Consider the following 22,143-nt stretch of genomic DNA (forward strand, 5'->3'; position numbering starts at 1 on the left):
ACTCACTCCTCTACCTGTCTCTGAAATCGGGTCTGCGTACCCGCGCCGCCCGGATCGGCCCGGACGGCGACGGGTGGCGGCGGGGACGACGCCCGGTCCAGCACGGCCGCGCCGACCGTGGAGACCGCGCCGCCCTGGGACTGTCCGTACAGCCGGAGCCTCGTGCCGTCGGCGGCGCCGCCGGCCGGTTCGGGCTCCACCCACACCGTGAAGCTCTCCCTGACCAGGTCCATCCCGCGGTACGACGCCGACAGCTCCCGCAGCACGCTGCCGGTGCCGGCGTACTCGAGCGCGCCGCGGGCGAGCCAGGCCATCTTCAACAGGCCGTGCACGATGGTTCCGGGCAGGCCACTGGCCCGGGCGTAGGGCTCGTCATAGTGCGCCTCGTAGAGGTCCTCGGTGGCAACCGCGTAGCGGACGACGTCCCGGCTGGCGACGGTGGTGGAGAAGACCCGGACCGCGCCCGCGGGCAACTCGCCGCCGCTCGGCCGGGCACCGGTTGCCGGCCGCGACCCGTCCGCCGTCGCGGCCGCCGGTGGACCCTCGGTCGCCGCCGGATACCGCCGGATCGCGGTGTAGCGCAGCGTCGCCACCTCGGCTCCGGAGCCGGCCCGGCGGTACACCGTCTCGATGGTGTACAGCTCCAGCCGGCCGGTCCGGCCGCTCTTGACCTCGGCGTCGACCACCGTGGAGGTGCGTTCGAGCGCGTCGCCGACGCGTACCTCGGCCAGCCAGCGGCAGGCGTTCCCGCCGTTGAGCCGGGCGGGCGCGTCGGGGACGCCGAGGGCGAAGGCGTCGACGTACTGGGCGCTGAGGAAGGACGGTGGCACCAGTTCGGGCCGGTCGCCGGCCGGCAGGTAGGGGTGCTGGGCGAGGCCGGACACCTCGCGGACCCGCTCGGCCCGCCAGCGTTCGCAGGTGAAGGGCGCCCAGCCGGTGCTGTTGCCGACGATCGCCGACGGGTCACGCATCGGGGCCTCCCGCCGGGGCGCGCTCCTCGTCCAGCCAGCTCGCTTCGCGCAGCGCGCTGCGGATCTGCGGGGCGATCGGCTGGTCGAGTTCCTCGTTGATGTGCGCGAGCAGCCCGGCGGTGCGGCTGACGATCGCCAGCCCCCGGTGCAGGTGCCAGGGGATGCCGACGCCGAGCAGGATGGCCGCCGCCGCGCCGGTGGCGTTCACCGCGAGCCGGCGGCCGGCCCGTTCCGCGATCGCGGTGCCGACCGCGGCGAGCCAACCGGTCTCCTCGGTGGCGACCCCCAGCTCCGCCGCGACCTGGAGCAGCCGGATCGCCCGGGGATCACCGCCGCGGTGCAACCCGTGCCCGAAGCCGGGTACCCGCCGGCCGTCGTCGAGGATCCGGCCGACCGCCTCGTCTGCCGCCGTCCGGGGATCGGCGCCGGCGCCCACCCGCGTGCCGATCCCGGCCAGCAGCTTGCCGGCCTGCTCCATCGAGCCGAGCAGTGAGCTGCCCGCGCCCAGCACGCCGGCGGCCAGCGCCCCCTGGAGCGCGTCCGGCGCCGCCGAGTAGGTCAGGCGGGCGGCCAGGGCGCTCGGCTGCATCCCGTGGTCGACCAGGCTGACCAGTACGGCGTCGACCGCGCGGACCTGCGCGGCCGAGGGCCGCCGACCGGTCACGGTGAGCAGCAGTACCTCGGTGTACGAGGTGTGCCCGATCAGCTCGTCGACCAGGTCGTGCCGGCGCAGTTCGATCCGCTCTTCGTTCGCGTGCCCGACGTTGGTGGAGACGCCCAGACCCGGGCGACGGGTCGCCGGCTCGGCTGCTGTCTCGCTCATCGGCCGGTCCCGCCGGTGGTGAAGGCCAGCGCGTCGAGCACCACGGTCCCGCCGTCGACCACCCTGATCGGGTTGCACTCGATCTCGCCGATCCCGGTGGTGCCGTCCCGGACGACGGCGTCGAGCCGGGCCAGCACGGCGGCCAGTTCCTCGGCCAGCCTCGGCAGGTCGACCGACTGCTGTGGCGCGAACTGTGCCGAGAGCTTGAGCCGGCGCAGCTCGTGCGCGACGTACCCCGAATCGTACGGCGGTACCAGGGTCCGTACGTCGTCGATCTCGTTCGCCCAGATCCCGCCGGTACCGAGCACGGCGCGGCTGCCGAACGTCGCGTCGGCGAGTACGCCGACGATCAGCTCCGGTCCGGCCGGCACCTCCTCGACGACCAGCGCCTTCGTCATCCCGAACTGCCTGGTCATCCGCTCGTAGGTCGCCGCGAGCCGGTCCGGGCCGTCGAGCCCGACCTCGACCGCCCCCTGCCGCGCCCGGTGTGCCAGGAAGGGCTCGACGAGCTTGAGCACGCAGGGGTAGCCCAGGTCGCCGGCCGCCGCCAGCGCCTGCGCCGAGGTGGCGACGCCGACCCGGCGCGGTGTGGGTACGCCCAACCGGTCCAGCAGCGTCATGGTCCGCGCCTCGTCGAGACCGCGCCGCTGACCGTCCCCGAGCGGCGGCAGCGCGTCGCGAAGCGTTGCGCCGAGGTCGACCTGTACCGCCGGACCGGACCGGCCCGGCGCCTCCCGCTGGCCGCGCCGGCCGGTTCGGACGAGTCCCATCCCGCGCAGCACCCGGGCCGGGTCCGCGCCGACCACCAGGCCAGCCTCGGCGGCGGCGAGCCGGATCCGGTCGCTCACGCCGAGCCAGGAGAGCACCAGCGGGTGGTGCAGTTCGGCACGGGTCCGGACGAGGATGTCGATCAGCTTCTCGCCGAGGTACTCCATGCTGCCAAGGAAGACCAGCAGGGTGTCCACCGAGGGGTCGCGGTCGAGGATCCGCAGGGTGTTCGCCATAAGGTCGACGTCGTTGATCACCTGGGCGGTGAAGTCGATCGGGTTCGTCAGTCCGGCGAACGCCGGCAGCGCGCTCCGCAGGTCGCGCATGGTCACCTCGGCAAGGTCGGTCAGCGGTACGCCGAACCTGTCGCACGCGTCGGAGAGGTACGCCGCGGCGCCGCCGGAGTTGGTCGCCACCGCCAGCCCCTCGACCGGTGTCTCGACGGTGAGCGCGCGGGCGACGTCCACCGCGTCGTCCATGCTGCGCAGCCGGACCGCGCCGAAGCGGTCGAAGAGGGCGTCGAAGGCGCTGTCCACCCCGGAGAACTGGGCGGTGTGCGAGGCCACCGACCGGCTGCCCCGTTCGGACGCGCCGGACTTCAGCAGGAAGACCGGCTTGCCGACGGACTGCAACTCGCCGAGCGCGACCGCCAGTTCGGCGCCGCTCGCGACGCCCTCGACGTAGCCGAGCACCGCCGAGGTGGCCGGGTCGGTGGCGAGGTACCGGAGGTAGTCGGGGAACGTCACCCCCGCCTCGTTGCCGGTGGCGATGACGTGCGAGAAGCGTCCACCCGCCCAGTACGCCTCGGTGAGCAGGTTGAAGGCGGTGCCGCCGCTCTGCGAGACGAGCGCCACCGTGCCGGCCTGGATCTCCGGCATGGTCTCCAGGGTGGTCGCGAACGTCGCGAACGAACGGTGCGCGAACGACGCAAGCCCGAGGCTGTTCGGCCCGGCGAGCGCGATTCCGGCCGATCCGGCGACCCGGGACAGCCGGTCCTGTAGTGCCCTGCCGTCGGCGCCGGTCTCGGCGAATCCGCCGCCGAACACCACGGCCGCCCGCGCGCCGCGTTCGGCCGCCTGTTCCAGCGCGGCGACCGCCGCCTCCGCCGGAATGCAGATGACGAAGAGTTCGACGTCCGCCGGCAGCGAGGCGATGTCCGGATAGCAGCGGAGCCCCTGCACGGACTCGTACTTCGGGTTGACCGGGTAGATCGTCCCGCGGTAGCCGCGCTCGGCGAGGATCCGCAGGGGGCGGCCCCCGATCCGGTCAGGGCGGTCGGACGCGCCGACGACGGCGATGCTCGACGGCCGCAGCAGGTAGCGGATCGACTCGTACCGCGGGGTCTGCATAGGTTCTCCGTTCCAGGGGCCGACCGCCCGCAGCCAGGACGAACGGGGCCAACGCCGGTGTTGATGATCGCAGAGTATGTGCACCGGGTATTGTGATTGTCAACAGTCATCGGAACGGTCCGTCGTCGGCGGGGACCGCGCTCCGCGACGGCGCCGACCAGGCCCGGATCCCCGGCATCGACGCGGGTAGCTCCGCCGGCACGACGGAGATCGACGGGTACCGCCGGCGGCGCGGCTCGACCGGTACGCCCGGACGGGGCGTCCGCCCCGCCCGGGCGACCCGGGGCGGCCGGGGCCGGGCATGGCAAACTTGCGCGCATGGTGGAGACGACCGCAGGCGGGGAGACACTACCGGCGGATCTGGTGATTACCGATCTGCTCTCGTATCGGCTACACCGGGCGGTCAACGCATTCGAGCGCAGCGCCGCCCTGCTATTCCGTCGGGAATTCGACGTCAGCCTGGGAGAATGGCGCGCGCTGGCACTACTCGGCGGCGGAGTGGCCAGCACCACCAATCGGATAGCCCGACTCGCCGGCATCGATCCCGCACAGATGAGTCGGATCGTCACGAAGCTCGCCGACCGTGGCTTCGTGGTCCGTTCCAGCGGCCCCGGCAACAGTTCGCCAATCTCCCTGACGCCGGCCGGAATGCGCACCTACAAGGGTCTGATCGCCGCGGCGCGGGCCCGGAACACCGCCTTCCTCGCGGCCCTCACCGAGGACGAGATCGTCCATCTCAACAGCGCACTGGAAAAGCTGGCAACCCTTGCGATCGGCATGGAGCGGGCCGGACCGGACCACGACGGCAGAACAGCCGCGACGATCACCGGCTGACGATTTCCGACCCGATACCTGTCGTGCGGGACCTACCTCGGCCCGGTAGAAGTCACCCGCGCTGGCGTGCCTCGGCCCGGTAGAAGACGTACCGGCCGAACCAGGCCCTGCCCCGACCGTTCTCCGCGACGCCGGTCAGGCCGGCGTCGGCCAGCGCGGCCAGTACCCGCTCGGGGAGGCTGCCCATCACCCGGGGATTGCGGTGCAGGCGGCCCGGGCCGTGCCCGGACGGCGTGCCGTCGATGTCGACCACGTGCAGTTCACCACCGGGTCGCAGCACCCGGCCGACCTCACGCAGCGCGGGTATCCGGTCCTCCTCGGCCAGGTGGTGCAGCATGAACGCGGATAGGACCCGGTCGAAGCCGCCGTCGGGCAGCGGCAGTTCGTCGGCGAACGCCCGCTCGTACCGGATCGGCAGCCTGCTCCGGGTCGCCTTGCGACGGGCGCGGCGCAGCGCGGCCGGGTCCGGATCGATGCCCACCGCCTCGACGTCCGGGACGCGGCGCCCGAGCGCCCGCAGGAGATTGCCGGTCCCGCAGCCGATTTCCAGGATCCGCTGGCCGGGCCGCAGATCCGCCCGGTCCAGAAGCTGCCCGTGCACGCGTCCGACGCCCGCCAGCCGGATGAACGGGTCGTAGAGGGGAAGCAGCCAGTCCTTGCCCATGGCGGGCAGGTAGGAACGCTCGTGGTCGGTGTGGGAGTGTCCCATCATGTCACGCTCCGATATCCGATGAAGTTCAGTCGTACTCTCAGCGTCATGAGCCGCGACGCAACGGACAATGGCGAAACTGTGGGCCGGATGCGACAAACTTCGGTTCCACCGTCCCGGACCGTCGGAGTGACCGGCCAGGGGGTGCCGGTCATCGGGTTCGGCCACGTACCCGGAACCGTCCCGGTCGCGGTGGCCCGGGTCCCGCACCGCATGCCGGCCGCCGACCCGGCCACCGACGGCACGCACACCCACGACTTCCTGGTGCTCTTCTACGCGCATCGGGCCGACGGGACGGTGCTGATCGACGGCCGGACCTGGGCGGTGACCGACGGCGACCTGTTCGTCATCGCCCCGGGCCAGGTCATCTCGGTCGGTCACCCGTTCGAGGAGGTCGCCACCGACGGCTGGACCGTGTGGTTCCCGGCCGACGTGGTACGGCCGGGAATGTCCGGGGCCTACTCGTCGTGGCGGACCCACCCGTTGCTCTTCCCGTTCGCCCGGGGCACGGAACGGGCGCAGCGGCTGCGCATCCCGCCGGCCGACCGGGCGGGCTGGGTCGAGCGGTTCGCCGCGCTGGACGCCGAGTTGCGGGCCCGGCGCGACGGTCACCAGGAGGCCGCCCTCGCCCACCTGACCCTGTTGCTCGTGGCCGCGGCCCGGCTCCCGACCGGCGTCGCCGACCAGCTCAGGTCCGCGGACGAGCCGCTGCTCGCGGCCGTCTTCGACGTCATCGAGCAGCGCTACCACGAGACCATCTCGCTCGCCGACGTCGCCGCCGAACTCGCGCTCACCGCCGGGCACCTGACCACCGTGGTACGCCGGAAGACCGGCCGGACCGTCCAGCAGTGGATCGCGCAGCGCCGCATGCGGCAGGCGCGTCTGCTGCTCGGCGAAACCGACCTGACCGTGGCCGCGATCAGCCGTCGGGTCGGCTATCCCGACGTCAGCTACTTCATCAAACGCTTCCGGGCCGAGCACGGGGTGACCCCGGTCCAGTGGCGCGACGCCGCGCCCGTTCCGGGTCAGCGTTCCGGGACGATGCCGGCGTCGTAGGCCCGGACGATGGCGCCGGCCCGGTCCCGGACGCCGAGCTTGAGGAAGATCGCCGAGACGTGCCCCTTCACGGTCCGCTCGCTCAGATGCAGCGAAGCGGCGATCTCGACATTGTTCGCGCCCGACGCCACCAGGCGGAGCACCTCCAGCTCACGGCCGGTCAACGCGGCAACCGAGGAGGCCGGCCGGCCGGCGCGCCGGCCCCGGACCAGCGCCAGTACCCGCGCGGCGACCTGCGGGTCGAACCACGAGCCGCCCCGGGCGGTGACCCGGATCGCGCCGACCAGCTCCGCCGCGGGCGCGTCCTTCAACACGAACCCGGCCGCGCCGGCCTCGACAGCGCCCCAGAGCACCTCGTCGTCCCCGAACGTGGTCAGCGCCAACACCGGCGGCGCGTCCGCCGCGCCGGCCAGTCGCCGGGTCGCCTCGATCCCGTCCAGCACCGGCATCCGGATGTCCATCAGTACCACGTCCGGGACCAGCCGGCCGGCGAGGTCGACCCCGGCCCGGCCGTCGGCCGCCTCGCCCACGATGGCGAGGTCGTCGTGGGCCGACAGGATCAGCCGGAGTCCCGCCCGGACGAGTTCCTGGTCGTCGACGAGCACGAGCCGGATCACCCGGGCACCTCCACGCCGGTACGGCGCATCGGCAGCGACGCCTCGACCAGCCAACCGTCGCCGTCCGGGCCGGCCGACACGGTGCCGCCGAGCGCGTCGACCCGCTGGCGCATGCCGTCCAGCCCGGTACCGCCACTCCGACCGGCCGGACCGGCTGTCCGGGGCGGGCCGGGTGTTCGCGGCGGGGCGGGTGTTCGCGGCGGGGCGGGTGTTCGCGGCGGGGCGCCGTTGCGTACCGACACGGCAAGATGGTCGGGGCGCCGGACGATCCGGACCACCGCCTCGGCCCCGGGGGCGTGGTGCCGCACGTTGCTGACCGCCTCCTGCACGATCCGGAACGCGGCGAGCCCGGTGTAGGTGTCGACGGACCCGAGGTCGCCGACCAGCTCGGTGCGGACCGGCAGGCCGGCCTCGGCCGCATCCCGGACGAGGGCTTCGATGTCCGCCGCACCGGGCGCCGGCGGTTGCGCGCCACCGCTCTCGGCGGGATCGCGCAGCAGGCCGACGATCGCCCTTACGGACCGCAGGCTGTCCCGGCCGACCCGCTCGGCCCGGTCCAGCGCCTCGGCCGCCGCCGCCGGGTCGCGGTCCAGCACCTGCCGGGCACCGACCAGGTTGAGCAGTACGACGGTGAGCCCGTGCCCGATCGCGTCGTGCACGTCGTGCGCGATCCGGCGGCGCTCGGCCGCGGCGGCGGCGACGTCGAGCCGGTCCTGCGCCTCGGTCAGCGCGGCGACGAGCCGCCGTTCCCGCCGGAGGACTCGGCCGATCAACCAGGTGAACAGCGTCCCGGTGCCGAAGAACACGACGGCGGGATAGTCCTCGCGCCACTCGCCGTCGACCGCGACCAGCGCCACCGGGATGGCGGCCGTGCCGACCACTGCCACCGTCTCAGCCGCCCATGACCGGCCCGTCGCCGCCAGCCAGGCCACCGCGAGCATGGCCAGGAAGACGGCGCCGGGGGCGTCGTACCAGAAGGTGACCAGCGCCGGCACGCCGACGCCGAGCGCCGCCACCGGCCACGGCCCGACCCGGACCTGGCCGGCCAGCAGCGCCCAGGGCAGCAGGGCGACGACGAGCGTGCCGACCAGGCCGACGGTGATGCCGGTGGTCAGGAAGACGAGCAGCGCCGCGGCCAGGGCCGCGAGCGGAAACGCCAGCCCGGTGCCGAACGAGTCGCCCCAGGCCCGCAGCCCCGTCTGCTCCACGCCCGCAGACTACCGCCGGGCCGGCCCGGGACACCCCGTCCCGGGGTACGCCCCGACCCCGGACCCCGGTACGGGTCGATCCGGCCGGCGGCCCCGGACCGAAGCGTTCGTCGGTCCGATGTGGCCGGACCGGCCCGGAACCGACGATTGCGACAGCCCTGTCCCACCAACCCCAGGAGATCGCCGTGTTCCGCAGACTCGGTCACTTCGTCGTCCACCGTCGCCGGCTGGTACTGGCACTGACCGTTCTCTTCGTCGTCGCCGCCGGTGCCGCCGGGTCCGGGGTCTTCAGCCGGCTCGGCGGGGGCGGCTTCGCGGACCCGGACGCCGAGTCGACCCGGGCCGAAGCCTTCCTGACCGAGATCGGCGCCCCCCGGCCCGAACTCGTGCTGCTGGTCGAGGCCGCCGACGGGTTGGAGGATCCGGCGGTGGCGGCGGCCGGCGCCGGGCTGACCGGTGAACTCGCCGACGATCCCGGAGTGCTCGGGATCACCTCGTACTGGTCGACGGGCGGGCGGCCGGCGCTGCGCTCGACCGACGGCAACGCGGCGCTCGTCGTGGTCGACCTCGCCGGAGACGAGGAGCAGGTCGAGGCGGCGGCGGCCGGCATCGCGGCGCGGTACGCCGGAGACCGCGGCCCGCTCACCATCCGGGTGGGCGGCGGGTACGCGATCGACCAGGCCATCGGCGAACAACTCGACAGGGACCTGGTTCGGGCCGAGTTGATCGCGGTCCCCGCGACGCTGCTCCTGCTGCTGGTCGTCTTCGGCGGGATCGTGGCGGCGACACTGCCGCTGGCCGTCGCGGTGATCGCGGTGCTCGGCGCGTTCCTCGCACTGTTCGGGATCGCGCAGCTCACCGAGGTCTCGGTCTACTCGATCAACCTGATGACCGGGCTCGGGTTCGGGCTGGCGATCGACTACTCGCTGTTCATCCTGAGCCGGTTCCGGGAGGAGTTGGCCGCCGGCCGGCCGACGTACGAGGCGGTGGTGCGGACGGTCGGGACCGCCGGCCGTACGGTGGCGTTCTCGGCGCTCACCGTGGCCGTCTCGCTCTCGGCGCTGCTGGTCTTCCCGCTGTCCTTCCTGCGCTCGTTCGCCTACTCCGGGGTCGCGGTGGTGGTCTGCGCGGCGGCCGGGGCCCTGCTGACCCTGCCAGCCCTGCTCGCGGTCCTCGGGCCGAGGGTGAACGCGGGGTCGCTGCGGTCACGTCGCCCTGCCCCGGTCCGGCCGGGCCACTCGACCGGGCTCTCGACCAGCCCGGGCTTCTGGTACCGGCTCGCCAACGCGGTGATGCGCCGGCCGGTACCGGTCGCGACCGGAGTGGTGGTCTTCCTGCTGGCGCTCGGCGTCCCCTTCCTCCGGGTCGACCCGGGGCTGCCGTCGCACCAGGCGCTGCCGCCGTCGAGCGAGGCCCGGCAGGTCGTCGAGGCGATCGAGACCGGGTTCGCCGGCAACCGGACCGAGGAGTTCGGGATCGCCCTGCCCGGCGTCGACGCCGACGGCGCGGACGCCGCAGCCGTGACGATCTTCGCCGGCCAGGTCGGCGCGCTCGACGGGGTCGTCGAGGTGACCCCGCACGCCGCGCCGGCCGGCGCCTGGCTGAGCGTGGTGCCCTCCGTCGTGCTGCGCTCCGCCGAGGGCGAGCGGCTCGTCGAGGAGATCCGGGCGCTGGACCCGCCCTTCGACTTCGGCGTCGGCGGCGACGCGGCCGAACTCGTGGACGCCAAGGCCGCGATCGGCGACCGGCTGCCGCTGGCGCTGGCGCTCATCGCGGCGGCCACCGCGATACTGCTCTTCGCCGTCTTCGGCAGCATCCTGGTCCCGGTCAAGGCGATCCTGCTGAACCTGCTGTCGCTGACCGCGACCTTCGGCGCGATGGTGTGGATCTTCCAGGAGGGGAATCTCTCCGGGATCCTCGGCTTCACCGCCACCGGCCAGCTCGACGTGTCGATGCCGATCCTGATGTTCTGCGTCGCGTTCGGGCTGTCGATGGACTACGAGGTCTTCCTGCTCTCCCGGATCAGGGAGGAGTACGACCGCACCGGCGACAACGTCCGGGCGATCGCCACCGGGCTGGCCAGGACCGGCCGACTGATCACGGCCGCGGCCGTACTGCTGGCCGTCTCGTTCGCCGCCTTCGCGGTCAGCGGCATGAGTTTCCTGAAGCTGATGGGCATCGGCCTGACCCTGGCCATCCTGGTGGACGCCACCATCATCCGTGGACTGCTCGTGCCGGCCGTGATGCGGCTCGCCGGCCGGGCCAACTGGTGGGCGCCCGCCCCGCTGCGGCGCCTCCACCAGCGCTGGCACGTCAAGGAGAGCTGACCGGCGCCGACCGGTCGGCGGGCCCCTCCCGGCCGTCGACCGGTTCGGCCCGGCTGCGGACCGGTTCGGCCCAGCTGTCAACCGGTTCGGCCCAGCTGTCAACCGGTTCGGCGCCGGGGTCGGAGAGGCAGCCTCCGTCGTCGTCCTGCTGTTCGGCCCGCGCCTCGGCGGGCGGGCGGGTGGCCGGCGCCAGGAGGAGTGCGGGGAGCAGGAGCAGCGGCACCACCAGCAGGGCCCGGAGGCTGCCGACCCGGTCGCCGAGCAGGCCGACCAGGGGCGGCCCGGCCAGGAAAGCGGTGTAGCCGATCGCCGCCACCACGCTGACCCGGGCGGCGGCCCGGTCCTCCTGGTCGGCCGCCGCGCTCATCCCCGTCGGGAAGCCGAGTGAGGTGCCCAGCCCCCAGAGCAGCACCCCGGCCAGCGCCAGCGGCCACGAACCGGCCAGTACCGCCACGGTGGCGCCGATCGCGGCCAGCATGATGGTGCCGAGCAGCACGGGTACCCGACCCCAGCGGTCCAGCGCGACCGTGCCGACGGTGCGGCCGATCGTCATCGCCGCGACGAAGACCCCGAACGCCAGCGCGCCGACGGCGTCGGTCACCCGGTGTCCGTCCACGAAGGCCAGTGCCAGCCAGTCGTTGGCGGTCCCCTCGGTGAAGGCCATCACCAGGAGTAGCAGGCCGATCAGCAGGGTACGCGGCTCGCGCCAGGCGGCCAGCGCGCCGGCGGCCCGGTTGGGGCCGGTCGCCGGGTCGGGCCGCGGGACGGCGCGGCGCGGCAGGAACGACCGGACCGCGGGCAGCGTACCGGCGAGCATCACGGCGGCGGCCAGCCCCAGGTGCAGCCCGATCGGTACGCCGAAACGGGCGCTGCCGGCCCCGGCGATCGCCCCGGCCACGGTGCCGAGGCTCCAGGCGGCGTGGAACCGGGGCATCACGGTGCGGCCGAGCCGCCGTTCGACCGCCGCCGCCTCGACGTTCATGGCGACGTCGCAGGTGCCGGAGCCGTAGCCGACGGCGAACAGCCCTACCGCGACGGCGGGTACCGCGTGCCAGCTTCCGGCGGCGATCCCGGCCAGCGCCAGTCCGAGCGCTGCCAGCACGGCCGAGGCGCCGACCGTGCGGGCGGTGCCCAGCCGCTGGGTCAGCATCCCGGCGACCGGCAGCGCCAGCAGCGCGCCGGCGGAGAGCGCCAACAGCAGCAGGCCCAACCGTCCCGGGGTGAGCCCGAGTGCGTCCCGGGCCGCCGGCACGCGGGCGAACCAGGAGGCGACGGCCAGCCCGTTGAGTCCGAAGACCACGGCGACGCCGGTCCGGGCGGTAAGGACCTCCCTCGGTACGACCGATGGCCGGACACTGCCGGCGGACGTGTTCACCTGGTGACCTCCGCTTCTCGGCTTCCCGCACGACCCGCACCGTCCCGGGAAGGGTCCACTGATCGCACCCCTGGGACCGCTCTCGACACAAGCCGGAAACGGCGGACATGGCGCCCGTCCCGCCCCGCCGCCCGGAAACAGCGGGGAGGCCGCCTGGAAACAGCGGGGAGGCCGCCTGGAAACAGCGGGCATGCCGGGCGCAAACGGCGGGCCGGCGGGCCGGCTCGGCTCGGCGGCTTGGCCGGGGCGGTCGCGCCGTTGCGGCCACGACCGGTTAGCCGACGCATAGCTCGCGGGTGCATCATTTGCCCATGCGTCAGCCTGGTCGTTACGTCGCCGCCCCACCATGCCCGTGTCCGGTCGCGCCGGGGAGCCGGCGTGCCTAGCCGCCCCCCGCGCCGAGCCACCCTGGAGGACGTGGCCCGGGCCGCCGGAGTCTCCCGGTCCACCGCCTCCCGGGTCATCGCCGGATACGGCGCCGCCTCCGAGACCGCCCGGGACCGGGTCGTCGCGGCCGCCACGCAGCTCGGCTACGCGCCCGACCCGGCGGCCCGAGCCCTGGCCACCGGCGCCGGAGTGCGCCTGGTCGTGGCGGTGGCCGGCGCGGTGCCGACGGTGCTGCACGACCCGTACGTCGACCGGGTGGTGCGGGCCGTCGCCGAGGTCTGCGCGCGCCGGGACGTCGGGGTCGCCCTGGAGTGGCTGCCGCTGCACGCGCCCGCCCGACTGCGGCAGCTGGCCGAGGACCGTGGCGTCCGCGGGGTGCTGATGATCAACACTACCGAACTGATCCTGGAGGCGGTGCCGACCGCGCTGGAGGGTCGCGCGGTGTCGATCGGCATCGGCGCCCGGAACGTACCGTCGTTCGACGTCGACAACGGCGGCGCGGGCCGGACCATCGTCGAGCACCTGCTCGCCTCGGGACGCCGCCGGATCGCGATGATCAGCGGCCCGGAGTGGATGCCCTGCACCCGGCGGCCCGTCACCGCATACCACGAGGTGATGCGCGCGGCGGGGCTGCCGAGCCGGTTGGTGCCGGGCGACTTCACCGCCGGCGGCGGCCAGGCCGCGATGCTGACGATCCTGGATCGCTGGCCGGACACCGACGCGGTCTTCGCCAACAGTGACGCGATGGCGCTCGGGGTGCTGGCGGTGCTGCGGCGGCGCGGGATCGACGTGCCGGGCGACATCGCGGTGGCCGGCTTCGACGACGTGCCGTTCGCCGCGCTGAGCGCGCCGACCCTGACCACCGCGAGCCATCCGGTCGAGGAGATCGCCACGGCGGCCGCGATGGCGGTACTCGACCGGGCCTGGGTTCCGCCGGCCACCGCGTACCCGTCCGAGCTGATCCTCCGGGAGAGCGCCTGACGGGTCCGGTCGCCGGTGAGCGAGGCGGGTGACCAGGGGTTACCCGGCGCTCGTCGGCACCGGCCAGCACCGGCATCGGCATCGGCATCGGCATCGGCATCGGCATCGGCATCCAGTTTCAACTTGCACACATTGCAATGTCCGCATATTTTGTCTCCCGACGACCTCGACGGCGGGAGGCTGGACAGATGGGCGCGGGCCACGACCACGGCGGCCAGGCGATACGGGCCGGCGAGCGCCACCGCCGGCCGCTCTGGGCGGCGGTGGCCGTCCTCGGCAGCGTCCTGCTGCTCGAGGCGGGCGCGGCCTGGTGGACCGGCTCGCTGGCGCTGCTCTCCGACGCCGGGCACATGTTCACCGACGTGCTCGGCATCGGGCTGGCCCTGGCCGCGATCACCGCCGCCACCCGGGCGGCCCGACACGGCCAACGCACCTTCGGGCTCTACCGGCTCGAGGTGCTCGCCGCCCTGGCCAACGCCGTCCTCCTCTCCGGTGTGGCGATCTTCGTGATCGTCGAGGCGTTACGCCGGATCGACGACCCGCCGCAGGTGCTGGCCGGGCCGATGCTGGCGGTCGCCGTCGTGGGCCTGGCCGCCAACATCGTGGCGTTCCTGCTGCTGCGCGCCGGTGCCAGGGAGAGCCTCAACGTCCGGGGCGCCTATCTGGAGGTGCTCGGCGACCTGCTCGGCTCGGTCGGGGTGATCGTCGCCGCCGTCGTCATCGCCACCACCGGCTGGCGCTACGCCGACCCGCTCGTCGCGGTCGCCGTCGGCCTGTTCATCCTCCCCCGGACCTGGCAACTGGCCCGGGTCGCGGTACGGGTACTGGTGCAGGCCGCGCCGCCGCACATCGACGTCGCCGCCGTGGCGACCAGCCTGACCGAGGTACCCGGAGTCGCCGGAGTGCACGACCTGCACGTCTGGACCCTGACCTCCGGGATGGACGTCGCCTCCGCACACCTCGCGCTGGCTCCCGGCGCCGACGTCGCTCCGGTGCTCGCCGCCGCGCGCGCCCGGCTGCACGACGGTTTCGGCATCGACCACTGCACCCTGCAGATCGAGCCGCCCACCACGCACAAGGTGTGTCAGGACGCGGACTGGTGACGGCGGCGGATCGAGCCGGCCGGCAGAGGCGTCGGAGCGGCCGGCACCGAGACGGCCCGCGGGGCGGCCGGCACACAGTGTGGCGAGGCGGCGGGGGCCCGAGACGGCGGGGCGGCCGGTACCGAGACGGCGGGGCCGCCGGTGCTCAGTCCGGCTGTCGGGGTGGCGCGGTGCTCTCCCGGACGACCAGCTCGGTGACGAGGTCGATCCGGGTGGTCGACAGTTCCGCACCCCGGGCCAGATCGAGCAGCATCTGCGTCGCGGTGCCGGCCATGTCGCGCAGCGGCTGGTTGATCGTGGTGAGGGCGGGGCCGATCCAGGAGGCCACCGGCAGGTCGTCGTAGCCGATCACCGAGAGATCCGTCGGCACCTCCAGGCCGAGCTGCCGGGCGGCGCGGAGCACCCCCAGGGCCTGCATGTCGGAGCCGGCGAAGATCGCGGTGGGCCGGTCCGGACGGGTCAGCAGCTCCATCCCGTGCTGGTAGCCGGCGTGCGCGGAGAACATGCCGTACCGGACCAGCGTGGGGTCGACCGGGATGCCGGCGTCGTCGTGCGCGGAGCGGAAGCCTGCGGTCCGGGCCCGGCTGCACAGCACGTCCTCGGGACCGGAGACACAGGCGACCCGGCGGTGGCCCAGCTCCAGCAGGTGCCGGGTGGCGAGCAGCCCACCGTTCCAGTTGTTGGAGCCGACGGTCGGCACCGAGGCCGAGGTCGCGCTGTCCGTGTCGACCACCACCAGCGGGATCGACCGGCGCTGGAGCTGCTGCAGCTGCGGCTCGGTCAGGTGGCAGAGCACCAGCAGCACGCCGAGCGGCCGGCGCAGCAGCACCCCCTCCAGCCACTGCTGCGAGGGCCGGTGCCGGCCGCCCAACTGGGACAGCACCACATCGACCTTGGCGGCTTCGGTGACCGCCTGCACCCCGTGGATGATTTCGGTCGCCCAGCCCGAGGCCAGCTCGTGGAAGACCAGGTCGATCTGCTCCACCTCGGTCGACTGGCGCTTCGCGCGGCGTCGGTACCGATGCCGTTCGAGACTGGCCTCGACCCGGGCCCGGGTCTCGGGCGCCACGTCCGAGCGGCCGTTGAGCACCTTGGAGACGGTCGTCAGGGAGACCCCGACCTCGTCGGCGATGGTCGCGATCGTCGCGGCACCGGTACCGACGATCCGCCGGGATCTCGTCATCGACAGCCTCCGCAACTATCCGAAACTTTCGGTGCGAAACCTTAACACCGGGATGACCGACCGTGGTTCGATCTTGCGGTGGGCTTCGACTGACCCTCCGGGCCACTCCGGGCACGATATGCGATCAGGTCGCCGATCCAGCAGTTCAGAGACCCTTGACACATCTTCGCCGGGACACATAGGTTGCCCCGCACAGGTAACGCAGATATTGCCGAAAGTTTCGAAGATTCGCCGGCCTGACCGCCACACTGCCCCGACCGGACAGTGCCACGGTCTGCCCGAAGGGGTCGCATGAAGAGCCAGTTGCCCGTGGCCGAGGAGGCCACGACGGACATCGCCGCGCCGTGGCGCGATCCGCGACTCTCCGCCGCCGAGCGGGCCGAGGCACTCATCCCCCTCATGACGCTGGACGAGAAGGTCGCCCAACTCGTCGGGGTGTGGGTCGGTGCCGACGCCTCCGGCGAGGGCGTCGCCCCGCACCAGTTCGAGATGATGGACGCCGCACCGGAGTGGGACGACGTGATCCGGCACGGGCTCGGCCAGCTCACCCGCCCGTTCGGCACCGCGCCGGTCGACCCGGTCGCCGGGGCGCGCTCGCTGGCGGCCTCCCAGGCACAGATCGTCGCGTCCAGCCGGTTCGGCATCCCCGCCCAGGTCCACGAGGAGTGCCTCACCGGCTTCGCCGCCTGGCGGGCCACCGTCTACCCCGCGCCGCTGAGCTGGGGGGCCTCCTTCGACCCCGAGCTGGTCGAGGAGGCGGCGGGCCGGATGGCCCGGTCGATGCGCGCCGCCGGGGTGCACCAGGGCCTCGCCCCGGTGCTCGACGTGACCCGCGACTACCGGTGGGGCCGGACCGAGGAGACCATCGGCGAGGACCCGTACCTGGTCGGCACGATCGGCGCGGCGTACGTCCGGGGTCTGGAGGGCGGCGGTGTCGTCGCGACCCTGAAGCACTTCGCCGGCTACTCGGCATCCCGGGGCGGTCGCAACCTCGCCCCGGTGCCGATGGGGCAGCGGGAACTCGCCGACGTCATCCTGCCGCCGTTCGAGATGGCGCTGCGCCTGGGCGGCGCCCGCTCGGTGATGAACTCCTACTCCGAGATCGACGGCGTACCGGTCGCCGCCGACGAGAGCCTGCTGACCGGCCTGCTCCGGGACGAGTGGGGCTTCACCGGCACGGTGGTCGCCGACTACTTCGCGGTCCGTTTCCTGCAGACGCTGCACCGGGTCGCCGCCGACGGCGGTGACGCGGCCCGGCTCGCCCTGCGGGCCGGGATCGACGTCGAGCTGCCCACCGTGGACGCCTTCGGAGCCCCGCTGGTCGAGGCGGTACGCGCGGGCAGGGTCGACGAGGCGCTGATCGACCGGGCCCTGCGTCGGGTGCTCATCCAGAAGGCCGAACTCGGCCTGCTCGACGCGGACTGGCGGCCGGTGCCGGACGACGTCGAGCTGCTGCGCCTGGACGACGAGGTCAGCCAGGACGTCTCGCTGCGGCTGGCCCGGGAGTCCGTCGTGCTGCTGCGCAACAGCGACGGCGTGCTGCCGCTCGCCCCGCGCCAGCGGGTGGCGCTGGTCGGCCCGCTCGCCGACGACCCGATGGGCATGCTCGGCTGCTACACCTTCCCCGCCCACATCGGGGTGCGGTTTCCCGAGCACGGGCTCGGGGTGGAGATCCCCTCGCTGCGCGACGCCCTCGGCCAGCTATACCCCGGGCTGCGGTACGCGCCGGGCTGCGACATCACCGGCGACGACACCTCCGGCTTCGCCGACGCGGTGGCGGCGGCCCGGGAGTCCGACGTCTGCGTCCTCGCCGTCGGTGACCGGGCCGGCCTGTTCGGGCGGGGCACCTCCGGCGAGGGATGTGACGCGGTCGACCTGCGGCTGCCGGGCGTACAGGCCGAGCTGGTGACGGCGGTGCTCGCCACCGGTACCCCGGTGGTGCTGGTGCTGCTGGCCGGCCGGCCGTACGCCCTCGGCGCCGAGTGCGACCCGGCTGCCGCCGTCGTGCAGGCGTTCTTCCCCGGCCAGCGCGGCGGGCAGGCGCTCGCCGAGGTGCTCACCGGCGCGGTGAACCCGTCCGGGCGGCTGCCGGTGAGCGTCCTCCGGGACACCGGCGGAGTGCCCGCCACCTATCTGGCCCCGCCGTTGGGTCACCGTTCGGAGGTCTCCTCGGTCGACCCGACCCCGGCGTTCCCGTTCGGGCACGGGCTGAGCTACACGACCTTCGAGTGGGGTGCCCCGGAGGTCGTCGGGCCTGACGGGCTGCCCGGGGCCGACCCGGACCGGGTGACCGGCTGGCCGGTCGACGGCGAGGTGACGGTGCGGATCCCGGTGCGCAACACGGGCTCCCGGGCCGGCACCGAGGTGGTGCAGCTCTACCTGCACGATCCGGTCGCGCAGACCACCCGGCCGGTGGTCCGGCTGGTCGGCTACACCCGGGTGCCGCTCGCGGCCGGCCAGGCGGCGTACGCGACGTTCGTGGTCCCGGCCGACGTCGCCGCCTTCACCGGGCTGCACGGCCGGCGGATCGTCGAGCCGGGCGACGTGGAGCTGCGGTTCGGCCGCTCCAGCCGGGACCAGGTCGCGGCGATCCGGCTCTGCCTCACCGGCCCCGAACGCGAGGTCGGCCACCTGCGCCGCCTGCTGTCGCCGGCCCGGGTCGAGCCGGCCCCCACGTTCCCGTCCACCGCTGCGGAGGTACGAGGATGAGTGCACCCACGGCCGCGGGCCCACCGCCGGTCACCGTCGAGCCCGACCGGCCGGGCAGTGGGAAGACCGGCCGCCGCTCCCGCAAGCACCGCCGGACGTGGCGGCAGGCGATCCGCCGGGACTGGCAGCTCTACTCGCTTGCCATCCTGCCGTTGCTGTTCTTCCTGATCTTCCGGTACCTGCCGATGCTCGGCAACATCATCGCGTTCCGCCGGTTCCGGCCCGGCGGCAACATCTTCGGCGAGTACTGGGTCGGCCTGCGCTACGTGAAGATGTTCCTCTCCGACCCGACGTTCTGGGAGGTCTTCACCAACACCCTGATCCTGGGCACGCTGACCCTGGTGGTCTGCTTCCCGCTGCCGGTCATCCTGGCGCTGCTGCTCAACGAGGTCCGGACCCGCAAGCTCAAGCGGTTCGTCCAGTCGGTCTCCTACCTGCCGCACTTCCTGTCGATCGTGATCGTGGCCGCGATGGTGATGCAGCTGCTCTCCACCGACGGCACGGTGAACCAGCTCGTGAAGCTCACCGGTGGCGACGCCATCCCGTTCCTGCAACGGCCGGAGTGGTTCCGGACCATCTACGTCACCTCCGAGGTGTGGCAGACGGTCGGCTGGGGCACCATCCTCTACCTCGCCGCCCTGACCACGATCGACGACAACCTCTACGAGGCGGCCCGGATCGACGGCGCCAACCGGTGGTGGCAGACCTGGCACGTCACCCTGCCCGGCATCCGGCCCACGATGGTCACGCTGCTGATCCTCAACATCGGTACGTTCATGGCGGTCGGCTTCGAGAAGATCCTGCTGCTCTACAACCCGTTGACGTACCCGACAGCGGACGTGATCTCCACCTACCTGTTCCGGATGGCGTTCCAGTCAAGCAACTTCAGCTACGCCGCCGCGATCGGACTGTTCGAGGCCGTGATCGGGCTGACCCTGATCCTGTCGGCGAACGCGATCTCCCGTCGCACAGTGGGGACGAGCCTGTGGTGACCGTGGACTCCCAGACCGCCCGGCCCGAGGCCGCCGACCCGGAGCGGGCCGCCGAGCGGCTCGGCCGGCCCCGGCGACGGCGCGGCATCCAGGACACCCGGGGCTACCGAGTGTTCCAAGTGATCAACGCCATCGTGCTGACCGGGGTCGTGGTGGTGACGCTGTACCCCTTCCTCAACATCGTGGCCCGGTCGCTCAGCGACGAGGCGTACATCATCGCCGGTCGGGTGAGCGTGGTGCCGCGTGGGTTCAACACCGACACGTACCAGCTGGTGATGAAGGACTCGCTGTTCTGGACCAACTACCGGAACACCGTGGTCTACACCGTCGTCGCCACCCTCATCGCGATGGTGTTGACCACCTGCTTCGCCTACGTGCTCTCCAAGCACCACCTCAAGGGCCGGACGGCGTTGATCGGCGTGGCGGTCTTCACCATGTTCTTCAACGGCGGCCTGATCCCCAACTACGTCCTGATCAGCAGCCTGGGCATGACGAACACCATCTGGGCGATCGTGCTGCCGAACGCGATCAGCGTGTTCAACCTGCTGGTCATGAAGGCGTTCTTCGAGAGCCTGCCGGTTGATCTGGAGGAGGCCGCCGCGGTCGACGGCCTGAACACGTACGGGATCCTGCTGCGGATCGTGCTGCCGCTGTCGAAGGCGGTGATCGCCACGATGATCCTCTTCTACGCGGTCTCCTTCTGGAACTCGTGGTTCTCCGCCTTCCTCTACATGGATCGGCAGGATCTGCTGCCGGTCACCGTCTATCTACGCAACCTGATCGCCGGGGCCGTCGGCGCGGAGAACGTCGGCGCCATCAACGAGGCGAACGAGGTACAGGCCGAGGCGACGCTCAAGGCCGTGACCATCGTGCTCACCACCCTGCCCATCCTGCTGGTCTACCCCTTCGTGCAGCGGTACTTCGTGTCGGGCGTGATGCTCGGCGCGGTGAAGGGATAGCCCGGCAGGCGGGGGTGAGCCGTCGAACCCACGAACCACCAGCGAAAGGAAGCCTGATGTTCCAACGAGCCCGGCGCCGAGCAGCGGTGGTCGCTGCCGGCGCGCTCACGCTCTCCCTCGTCGCCTGCGGCAGTGGCGACGAATCCACGTCCGAGGACCTCTCGGAGAACCGGGTCGGCGCGATGGCCGAACTCGGCGTCAACCAGCAGTTCAAGGCGACCGAGCCGGTCTCCTTCTCCCTTCTCTACAACAACCACCCGAACTATCCGTTGAAGGAAGACTGGCTCTTCTGGACAGAGCTGACCAAGCGGACCAACGTCACGATCGAGCCGGTCGCGGTACCGCTGAGTGACTACGAGCAGAAGCGCAGCCTGCTGATCGGTGCCGGCGACGCGCCCTTCATCATTCCGAAGACCTACCCGAGCCAGGAGGACACCTTCGTCTCCTCCGGCGCCATCCTGCCGGTCAGCGACTACCTCGACCTGATGCCGAACTTCAAGGACAAGATCGAGAAGTGGAACCTGGCTCCTGAGATCAACCAGCGCCGCCAAGCGGACGGCAAGTTCTACCTGCTGCCCGGGCTACACGAGAAGCCCTGGCACGACTACTCGCTGGCGATCCGGACCGACATCCTGCAGGAACTGAACCTGGAGATCCCGAAGACCTGGGACGAGCTCTACACCGTGCTCAAGGCGATGAAGGCGAAGTACCCCAACACCTTCCCGTTCTCCGACCGGTTCAGCCAGCCCAACCCGGCCGGCAACCTGCTGAACATCCTCGCCGCCTCGTACGGCCTGGAGGGCGCCGGCTGGAACTTCCAGCACGTCAGCTGGGACCCGAACGCCAAGAAGCTCTTCTACACCGCGGCCAGCGACAAGTACCGGGACATGCTGACCTACCTCAACAAGCTGGTGAAGGAGGGGCTGCTCGACCCGGAGAGCTTCACCCAGACCGACGACAACGCCCGGCAGAAGCTCGCCAACGGCAAGTCGTTCGTGATCAGCAGCAACGCACAGACCCTGGTCAACGACTACCGTCCGGACCTGGCGAAGACGCTGCCGAAGGCGACGCTGACCAAGATCCCGCTGCCGATCGGTCCGGCCGGCGAGATCAACCCGGCCAGCCGGCTGGAGAACGGCGTCATGATCTCCAAGAAGGCCCGGGACAGCAAGAACTTCGTCGCGATGATGCAGTTCATCGACTGGCTGTTCTACTCCGACGACGGGCAGACGTTCGCCAAGTGGGGCGTCGAGGGGACCACCTTCGTCAAGGACGCCGCCGGCAAGCCCACCCTGCACCCCGACGTCAACGTCATCGGGCTGCACCCCGACGCGCCCAAGCACCTCCAGAAGGACTTCGGGTTCTACAACGGCGTCTTCGCCTACGGCGGCAAGCCCGAGCTGGTGCAGGGCTTCTTCTCCGCAGAGGAGCAGGAGTTCCAGAAGGTGATGAACGCCCGGACGCCGCGACCGGTGATGCCGCCGTTCCCGTTCACCGACGAGGAGCGCGAGCAGGTGTCGCTCTGGCAGACGCCGCTGAAGGACTTCGTCTACCAGGCGACCCTGCAGTTCATCCTCGGCCAGCGTGACCTCGCCCAGTGGGACGCCTACCTGACCGAGCTCAAGGGCAAGAACATGGACGCCTACATGGAGAAGGTGCAGGAGGCGTACGAGCGGTACCAGAAGGAACACGGCTGACCGACCCGGTCCGGTCGTGACCCCGGTGGGCACGACCGGACCGGGCCTCGGCACAGCGGCCCGCCCCGCCCGACCGGGGCGGGCGGGCCCGCGCA

General features: G+C 72.4%; 17 protein-coding genes. 9 read left to right on the forward strand and 8 right to left on the reverse strand.

The genetic code is table 11. The features are described 5' to 3' along the window. Positions 1-2: 2 nt before the first annotated feature. From EV371_RS20970 to EV371_RS20980, 3 genes are read right to left on the reverse strand one after another with little or no spacing between them, the layout of a single operon-like run. Positions 3-971, reverse strand: coding sequence for an FAS1-like dehydratase domain-containing protein (locus EV371_RS20970; RefSeq protein WP_130463557.1), 969 nt, complete (start codon positions 969-971; stop codon positions 3-5). Next, a complete protein-coding gene (locus tag EV371_RS20975) occupies positions 964-1,794 on the reverse strand; it encodes a citryl-CoA lyase (RefSeq protein WP_130463558.1) in 831 nt (276 codons plus the stop codon). Before EV371_RS20975 ends, EV371_RS20970 begins: the two co-directional genes overlap by 8 nt. Further along, complete coding sequence (locus EV371_RS20980; protein WP_130463559.1) at positions 1,791-3,911, reverse strand: acetate--CoA ligase family protein; 2,121 nt, start codon at positions 3,909-3,911, stop codon at positions 1,791-1,793. The genes EV371_RS20975 and EV371_RS20980 overlap by 4 nt, the downstream gene beginning before the upstream one ends. A gap of 318 nt (positions 3,912-4,229) precedes the next feature. On the opposite strand from EV371_RS20980, the gene EV371_RS20985 reads away from it, so the two are divergent. Beyond that, positions 4,230-4,745: a MarR family transcriptional regulator gene (locus EV371_RS20985; RefSeq protein WP_130463560.1), complete on the forward strand. Its 516-nt coding sequence runs from the start codon at positions 4,230-4,232 to the stop codon at positions 4,743-4,745. Between the two features lie 52 nt (positions 4,746-4,797). On the opposite strand, the gene EV371_RS20990 is transcribed toward EV371_RS20985, so the two are convergent. After that, positions 4,798-5,457 carry a methyltransferase domain-containing protein gene (locus EV371_RS20990; protein WP_130463561.1) on the reverse strand — a complete coding sequence of 220 codons (660 nt, stop codon included), beginning with the start codon at positions 5,455-5,457 and terminating at the stop codon, positions 4,798-4,800. Between the two features lie 141 nt (positions 5,458-5,598). On the opposite strand from EV371_RS20990, the gene EV371_RS20995 reads away from it, so the two are divergent. After that, on the forward strand, positions 5,599-6,510 hold the full coding sequence (locus tag EV371_RS20995; protein ID WP_130466094.1) for a helix-turn-helix domain-containing protein: 912 nt from the start codon (positions 5,599-5,601) through the stop codon (positions 6,508-6,510). On the opposite strand, the gene EV371_RS21000 is transcribed toward EV371_RS20995, so the two are convergent. Next, on the reverse strand, positions 6,480-7,127 hold the full coding sequence (locus tag EV371_RS21000) for a response regulator (RefSeq protein WP_130463562.1): 648 nt from the start codon (positions 7,125-7,127) through the stop codon (positions 6,480-6,482). The two genes, EV371_RS20995 and EV371_RS21000, sit on opposite strands and share 31 nt — an antisense overlap. Then, a complete protein-coding gene (locus EV371_RS21005) occupies positions 7,124-8,335 on the reverse strand; it encodes a histidine kinase (RefSeq protein ID WP_130463563.1) in 1,212 nt (403 codons plus the stop codon). The genes EV371_RS21000 and EV371_RS21005 overlap by 4 nt, the downstream gene beginning before the upstream one ends. Positions 8,336-8,520: 185 nt before the next feature. Here EV371_RS21005 and EV371_RS21010 point away from each other — a divergent pair, with 185 nt between their 5' ends. Beyond that, positions 8,521-10,662 (forward strand): MMPL family transporter, encoded by a 2,142-nt coding sequence (locus EV371_RS21010; RefSeq protein WP_130463564.1) that lies wholly within the window; start codon positions 8,521-8,523, stop codon positions 10,660-10,662. Here the strand turns inward: EV371_RS21010 and EV371_RS21015 are convergent. Beyond that, entirely contained in the window at positions 10,649-12,037 is a 1,389-nt protein-coding gene (locus EV371_RS21015) for an MFS transporter (protein WP_486484729.1), read from the reverse strand. The two genes, EV371_RS21010 and EV371_RS21015, sit on opposite strands and share 14 nt — an antisense overlap. 378 nt (positions 12,038-12,415) lie before the next feature. Between EV371_RS21015 and EV371_RS21020 the strand changes: the two genes are divergently transcribed. Both EV371_RS21020 and EV371_RS21025 read left to right on the forward strand, forming a co-directional pair. Continuing rightward, positions 12,416-13,405, forward strand: a complete 990-nt coding sequence (locus tag EV371_RS21020) for a substrate-binding domain-containing protein (protein ID WP_130463566.1) — start codon at positions 12,416-12,418, stop codon at positions 13,403-13,405. 188 nt (positions 13,406-13,593) lie between these two features. After that, positions 13,594-14,508: a cation diffusion facilitator family transporter gene (locus EV371_RS21025; protein ID WP_130463567.1), complete on the forward strand. Its 915-nt coding sequence runs from the start codon at positions 13,594-13,596 to the stop codon at positions 14,506-14,508. Between the two features lie 145 nt (positions 14,509-14,653). Here EV371_RS21025 and EV371_RS21030 read toward each other — a convergent pair whose 3' ends face one another. Continuing rightward, positions 14,654-15,691, reverse strand: coding sequence for a LacI family DNA-binding transcriptional regulator (locus tag EV371_RS21030; protein WP_130463568.1), 1,038 nt, complete (start codon positions 15,689-15,691; stop codon positions 14,654-14,656). A 291-nt stretch (positions 15,692-15,982) separates the two neighbouring features. Between EV371_RS21030 and EV371_RS21035 the strand changes: the two genes are divergently transcribed. The 4 genes from EV371_RS21035 to EV371_RS21050 are packed head-to-tail and all read left to right on the forward strand — an operon-like array spanning position 15,983 to position 22,048. Further along, complete coding sequence (locus tag EV371_RS21035; RefSeq protein WP_130463569.1) at positions 15,983-18,400, forward strand: beta-xylosidase/alpha-l-arabinosidase; 2,418 nt, start codon at positions 15,983-15,985, stop codon at positions 18,398-18,400. Beyond that, positions 18,397-19,392 (forward strand): ABC transporter permease subunit, encoded by a 996-nt coding sequence (locus tag EV371_RS21040; protein WP_130463570.1) that lies wholly within the window; start codon positions 18,397-18,399, stop codon positions 19,390-19,392. The genes EV371_RS21035 and EV371_RS21040 overlap by 4 nt, the downstream gene beginning before the upstream one ends. Continuing rightward, positions 19,389-20,351: a carbohydrate ABC transporter permease gene (locus tag EV371_RS21045; protein WP_486484730.1), complete on the forward strand. Its 963-nt coding sequence runs from the start codon at positions 19,389-19,391 to the stop codon at positions 20,349-20,351. Before EV371_RS21040 ends, EV371_RS21045 begins: the two co-directional genes overlap by 4 nt. A gap of 56 nt (positions 20,352-20,407) precedes the next feature. Then, the gene (locus tag EV371_RS21050; RefSeq protein WP_130463571.1) at positions 20,408-22,048 is read left to right on the forward strand and encodes an extracellular solute-binding protein; all 1,641 of its coding nucleotides are present in this window, start codon (positions 20,408-20,410) and stop codon (positions 22,046-22,048) included. Positions 22,049-22,143 lie beyond the last annotated feature (95 nt).

The sequence above is a fragment of the Plantactinospora sp. CNZ321 genome (assembly GCF_004217235.1).